The 6,366-nt window shown below is 44.1% G+C and carries 5 protein-coding genes; 3 read left to right on the top strand and 2 right to left on the bottom strand.

The genetic code is table 11. From position 1 onward, the window contains the following. Positions 1 to 68: helix-turn-helix domain-containing protein (locus Q0C15_RS08030; RefSeq protein WP_367181995.1), on the bottom strand; the 68-nt coding region annotated here is incomplete at its 3' end. A 115-nt stretch (positions 69 to 183) separates the two neighbouring features. After that, positions 184 to 2,580, bottom strand: coding sequence for a DNA-directed DNA polymerase (locus Q0C15_RS07960; protein ID WP_297218179.1), 2,397 nt, complete (start codon positions 2,578 to 2,580; stop codon positions 184 to 186). Positions 2,581 to 2,986: 406 nt separating this feature from the next. On the opposite strand from Q0C15_RS07960, the gene Q0C15_RS07955 reads away from it, so the two are divergent. From Q0C15_RS07955 to Q0C15_RS07945, 3 genes are all read left to right on the top strand, one after another. Next, positions 2,987 to 4,603: a radical SAM protein gene (locus tag Q0C15_RS07955; protein ID WP_297218176.1), complete on the top strand. Its 1,617-nt coding sequence runs from the start codon at positions 2,987 to 2,989 to the stop codon at positions 4,601 to 4,603. A gap of 69 nt (positions 4,604 to 4,672) precedes the next feature. Continuing rightward, positions 4,673 to 5,821: a YchF-related putative GTPase gene (ychF, locus tag Q0C15_RS07950; RefSeq protein WP_297218173.1), complete on the top strand. Its 1,149-nt coding sequence runs from the start codon at positions 4,673 to 4,675 to the stop codon at positions 5,819 to 5,821. 125 nt (positions 5,822 to 5,946) lie between these two features. Continuing rightward, a complete protein-coding gene (locus Q0C15_RS07945; protein ID WP_297218171.1) occupies positions 5,947 to 6,363 on the top strand; it encodes a PPC domain-containing DNA-binding protein in 417 nt (138 codons plus the stop codon). The last annotated feature ends 3 nt before the right edge of the window (positions 6,364 to 6,366 follow it).

Here is a 6,366-nt window from a genome sequence, read left to right as displayed (position 1 = left end):
AAGTGCTTCTCCAGTAATACTTTCTGTTTTACATTTGGATACAGCTTCACTTTGGCGGCTGTTAACATTGTCTATAGATATGATGAGATTATTTATAGATCTTTCTATTTATTGTGAGAAGTTCGTATATTTCATGTCCGAAGAAAGAGTTTTACTGCTTCCCTCAAACTCCTAACTTCTCTTTTAAGATCCGAAAAAACTATCCAGAGTGCTGTTCTTTGGTTTTTCGCTGGGCTGAGTTTTTCTTTCATCCGTGGAAGCTGCAAAACTTTCGAGACTGGACATCTTCTGACTCTGTCCCAGTTCTGATTTGAATACATCTATAACTCTTCCCAAGGTTTCTGATAAACGTCTGGCATAATAATCCCAATCAGGCTTGCTCTTTAGTTCTCTTCCATATATATACGGCTCAACCTCCTGAGGTGTACGCTTGCCGTTTGTGACGATCCATGAAACTTTCATACCAGGTACGAAGGTCTCTCCCATTTCTATAAGCTTCTTTGCAGCTCTTATATTGGCTAATGATTCTTGATTTGCCCTGTAGCTGTCAAATTCTTTAACGGTCCTTGATATCACTAGGCTCTCTATATCTATCGATGGATCTCCTGATCTAACCTTTTTTATGAGATCGTCTGCATATTTTATTGCGCCTTGTACATCACGATTCAGTATGTAATCTATCACCTTCGAGAGAGCTTTGCTCTGAAGGTCAAAAGAATCTGTCCTGCGAACCTCATATCCCTTGATGACTATCTCACCCTTCATGTCATCCGGATACACGCATCTTCCTGCATATCTCTTCTTTGCCCCATGAGAGAAGAAAGGATCCAGCACCATCTGGAAATCTAGTGTGAGTCCTTGTTCCTTCGAAAGCTTCTCGCTCAGCTCCTTTCCCTTTCTGATAGCCTCTTCTGTTGATTTTCCACCGGATTTAACGAAAACGCTGTCCGTATCTCCGTATATAACGGTGTAGCCGGAAGATTCTAACGTCGATATTATCCCCTTGATTGTTTCTCTTGCGAATGCGGTTATTGCGCTTCCGATCTTATGATCGGTGAAACGATAGAAAGATGAGGCCAGGACGCCATAGAAGGTGTTCATGAGAACCTTTATTGCATTCTGTATACCGTCATAGAATTCCCTTTCCTCCGGGCTCTTGGCTGCCTTCATCTTCCGCTTAACTTCATCCCTGTCGGCCATGAGATCCTGAAGTATTCTGGGTATCAGCCCCTTCTTTTTGTCCGGCGAAAGGAATCTTACATGGTTTGGCGATTCAATCTCGCCATTTGGATCAAGCGTCGTGAAGCAGACGTTGTATTTTATTATCATGGATGGATACATGCTTTTGAAGTCCAGCACGATCACATTGGAATAAAGTCCTGCACCTATTGAATGAACGTAACCACCTTGTATTTCCTCCGTTTTGATCTCATGCTGATTCATCGGCACTCCTATATTTTCCCTGTCAGCCGCCCTTATGAGGATTGAATCAACGTAGTTGCTGGTGCCGACATTGGCCACATCATCCAGTGGCAGCTTTGTCACTGATGACATGTACATCAGCCTGTTAAGCACCATGAGCTTATCGAATATGCGGAGAGTTAAGTCTGCGTCTTTTATGCAGTAGGCGATGACCTCGTCCTTCCTGGTTTTCCATTCCTCCTCGATCCTGAGGCGGTCTATGTTATCCTTTCCCTGTCCAAGCAGAAGGTTTGACACATAATCAAGCGATTCATGCTTTGGATGCAAAATTCTCTTTACGCTCCACCAGGTGTCGCTGATAAGTCTCCCGTGCACACGCCAGAACTGGTTCATTATTCTTCTGGGCACTGATCCATCGCGGCCTATCTCCATCTTTATACCATATTGATCCATCCTCTTCTTTATGACAGGAATATCATATCCATCGATATTGTATCCTGTTATAACATCCGGATCCTCACTCCTGATGAGATCTATGAATCCGTGCAGAATGTTTTGTTCGTCACCGGAAAGCGAACCAGTTGTGACCTTTCCCTGGAAGCTTATGGAATATCCTATCACGAGAATCCGTCCGTAATCCTCCACATTTTCCCTGTTTATCTCATTTTCAACATCGAAACTCAGAACCTTGAGATTAGGATTGAAATCGGTTACATTCTCTATCTTCTCAGCCCTTATGACGAGATCCGTAGTGAATGAAGGCTCTTTGTCGGAGATCTCCTCTCCAGTGATCCTGACGCACGATCCAAGGTCAAAATCGTATATGAACCGATGATGAAATGGTATGTCAGCTGCGAGGACTTCAAATGGACATTTCTCTCTGTATTCAGGAACTTTCCAGGGGGATCTTATGTATATTCTCTTGACATTCTCGTATCTGCCTCTTATCCAAAGCTTCTTGTCCTCCATTTTGAGAAATTCTTCATCGTTCTGTATTTTTTTAAGATAATCCTCATCTGGTTCAACAACATCAAAATATGGCCTGAAACCAAAATAGAGCGCAGTTACAGATTCCCCACTTTGCGTCCTACCGAATAGTTCTACTGCTACGTCACTCTGTCGGTATGATGCGGAAACGATCCTGATTTCAACTTCCATGATTATACTCCATATTTTATGTATTTACGGGCTGCCACTCACCAAAGACTCTTGGTCTGCAGCTCATAATCATTGTATCGCGATACCCAGCTATGGAATGCGATACTTCAGCCATGCATACAGGATATATTCATAAAGTTTATTATCAAAGAAAAATGGCGTGTATTTCGGTATTGTAAATGATCTTCCCATGTTGTTAAAATTCCATGCGTATGTTAAATCTTATTGTTTAGAGTTGATATAATTTTTAACAATATCTTTAAATTATTGTTAGATATAATGATAAAATATTCATAAGTAAAGTGTTTAATCAGCATTTTCTGACATTTATTAGCATTATATGAGTATATTTTCATCTGCTTAATAAAATTGGCAATCTTTAAATATTTTAATGTATTATTAAATTATGTCCTGGGAAGTTGTTCTAACATCTGATAGAGGAACATTCACGGACTACAATGGATCTTCTCCGCTTGGTTATGTGGCATGCCTTCCTGCAAGGCTTGTTCCACGTTTCTTTATGGACAGATTCTTCACACCTCCGATCAAGTCCTATGAGAATGGAGAGGCGATAACGGCTCCCTATGGGCTTAGGAAGGTTGAGGCCATTCTTGCATCAAAGGGCATATCGGTTGTTGTATCACCGCCAGAACAACTGGAGAAGACCGTTGACGCAGGAACAAAGGTTCTCGGCATAAACGTACATGATCCATACGCACTGAGTCCTGTCTCCACAAAGCTGACCATGATCTTTGGTGGCGGTGACAGTTGGACTGCGAAATTTTTCAAAGAGCTTGGTGAAAAGGTAAAGAAACTGAAGGCGAAGTATGGATTCAAGGTCATAATAGGCGGTCCGGGTGCGTGGCAGATAGCTATGGACATGCCAGAATGGGTTGACGCAGTGCTTGACGGTGAGGCGGAACTTGACTTTCCTGATCTGGTAAGGAAAATGGAGAGAGGCGAACCGGTGCCGAAGGTTACCTATGGCCGCATGCCAAAGGTTGAGGAAATCCCAACGATAATAAAGCCATCAAGATTCGGGGAGGTACAGATAACCAGGGGATGTCCAAGGGGTTGCCAGTTCTGCTCCATAACGCCAGAGACGTTCAGATCTATACCGCTGGAGGATATAGTCAAGGAGGTCAGGCTCAACATCGATCATGGAATAAGAGGAGTTGAGCTTCTCACGGATGACATAATGCTATACGGGTCGAAGAAGCTACAGGTGAACCATGAAGCTCTTGTGAACCTGTTCACCACTGTTAAGAAGATGGGGGCTACCCACATCTATTTTCCGCATATTTCGGCCCCGGGTGCAAAATCCAGCCCTAGGACGGTTCAGGCCATCGCTGAGATTGCGGAGTATGATAAGTATACAGCCGAGGCACCGGTTGTCGGTCTGGAAAGCGGTAGTGAACGCATAATATCAAAGTACATGAGAGGCAAGCCTTTCCCGTGGACGCCGCATGACTGGGGCGACGTGATCGTGGATGCCACGGGAATACTCGTGGATAACCACATACATCCATGCTATACAATGACCATAGGATATCCGGATGAAACCGATGAGGACATCGAGGAGAGCATAAAGCTGGTTGAGAGGATGATAGATCTGGATCTTAAGGCATGGATATTCCCGCTTCCTGTTATACCCATGACAGCCAGTAGGCTAAAAGGAAACGATTTCCCATGGATCGATACCATACCGAAGAAATACTGGGACATACTCTATATCTCATGGAAGCATTCAATCAATGTGACCAAAGAGCTGTTCCCATATCTCACCAGCGAGATGAGGAATCCCATCATACAGTGGATAGTTCGAAACATGAACGAACGTGTCTTCTCTGGCATTGAGGACATCTTCAGGGAGCTGGGCGAGACAAAAGGCAAGGCCACTGAAAAATTCGCCATGGTGGAGTTCGATAACTTTGCGGGTTTCGCCAAGACCATCTATTATCTTGCAGCACTTGGGTTAAAGAGTAGGTCTTCCAGAAAATCCGGCGTGCCTGCATCAAATTGATATTACGAATAGAATTGCCAGCGAAGTGAATCTGAAAATCTTTATTTTTGAAGATGAAATGCGGCAGTCATGTCTGTAAAGATCGGCCTCGTGGGTGAACCAAACGTCGGTAAGTCAACGTTTTTCTCCGCTGCAACTCAGAATGAGGCCGAAATAGGTGATTTTCCATTCACCACCGTGAAGCCGAACCTAGGCATGACATTCTTCACCGTGAGATGTCCGGATTCTGAAATCGGATCTCACTGCAATCCAAGGGAAGGCTACTGCGAAAATGGGATACGTCATATACCCGTTCAGGTGATAGATGTTCCCGGTCTGATAGAGGGTGCAAGCGAAGGCCGTGGAATGGGAAACGAATTCTTAGACGCCGTGAGGGATGTCGATGCGATAGTGCTCATAATCGACATCTCGTCAGGATCAATTGAAAACATAAAGAACAGCATAAATCTGGTGATGAACGAGATAAAGAAGTGGTTCGCGGACAGGATATACTCTGATTGGGATCATTTCAGCAGGAGAAGCGAGGCTGCAGGCGAGCGCCGTGAAATAGCTCTCAGAAAAAAGCTCTCGCTCTTTGGCATTCCGGAAAAGAAGATCTCTGAAATTCTGGAGACTGAGTTTTTCCCAGCAAGGCTGAGTATCTGGACGATGGAGGATGCCTATAACCTAGCATCAGCGATACTGAAATATGCAAAACCTGTAGTATATGCTGGCAACAAGGGCGACAGGGTGGATGCTGAAACCATTCGTAAGATCATTGAGGCTATACCTGATATGTATGTTGTTTCTGCAGAGTACGAGCTGGCCGTGAAGAGAGCGAGAAATGCTGGCATCATAGATTCCGTTTTGACCGGATTTAAGATAACGGGGGGCAATCAGCGTCAGAGAGAGGCACTTGAGATGATAGATAGGTGGTTCAGGACACCCGGCGTCGTGAGAATACATGACCTAGTGGAAAAGGTGGTCAAGAACCTGTTGCACTACATCGTCGTTTACCCAGTATATGATGAAAATAAATGGACAGATAAGGCTGGAAACATCCTTCCTGATGCATATGTGATGATTGAGGGATCAACTGCACTGGATCTTGCATTCAGGGTGCATACAGATATCGGTGAAGGATTCATCAGGGCTATAAACGGCAGAACAAAGATGATCCTGGGCAGAGACTATGTATTGAAGGACTCAGACGTGATAAAGATAATCTCCAAGAAATGATATTGCTTTCTTATCCGCGCATTGTTTAATATTATGTGCTGCAGTAAGTATCTGTTCCGCGGCTAACATGGGGGAACATGACGGGGCATAGCCAACCTTAATAAGAAATGAAATGATATTTGCATATGTACTCCAAGCAGGAGGGCACATTCATAGTGGCCCGCTTCGATAAGAATACCTCCTTTTTTGAAGATCTGGATGAGGTATGCAGAAAATACGACGTTAAGGGCGGTACGGTGGTATGGGCTATAGGCATGCTGAGAGATTTCGAGATCGGATACTGGAACGGTCAGGACTATGATAAAGAAACGTTCAGGGAGAGATTGGAGATAGTGTCCCTGCATGGCAGCATTGCGCAGAACGAACCACGATATCATATACATGCATCTGGAGCCAGGTCAAATCACATGATAGTGGGTGGACATCTTTTCTCAGCAGTTGTTGATCCGCTCATAGAGATACAGATAATGAAGGTGGAAAAAGCTGAGATGATGAGGGTTCAGGATCCGTCCGATAAGCTCTTCAAGCTCACCATAAAATGAAAA

Origin of the sequence: Thermoplasma sp. (assembly GCF_023256435.1) — an archaeon.
Taxonomy (GTDB): domain Archaea; phylum Thermoplasmatota; class Thermoplasmata; order Thermoplasmatales; family Thermoplasmataceae; genus Thermoplasma.
This window is presented reverse-complemented; position numbering and strand designations above follow the sequence as displayed.

Coding starts and splice junctions, on each gene's coding strand:
- Q0C15_RS07960 (WP_297218179.1), bottom strand. CDS start 2,580: ATGGAAGTTGAAATCAGGATCGTTTCCGCATCATACCGACAGAGTGAC.
- Q0C15_RS07955 (WP_297218176.1), top strand. CDS start 2,987: ATGTCCTGGGAAGTTGTTCTAACATCTGATAGAGGAACATTCACGGAC.
- ychF (WP_297218173.1), top strand. CDS start 4,673: ATGTCTGTAAAGATCGGCCTCGTGGGTGAACCAAACGTCGGTAAGTCA.
- Q0C15_RS07945 (WP_297218171.1), top strand. CDS start 5,947: ATGTACTCCAAGCAGGAGGGCACATTCATAGTGGCCCGCTTCGATAAG.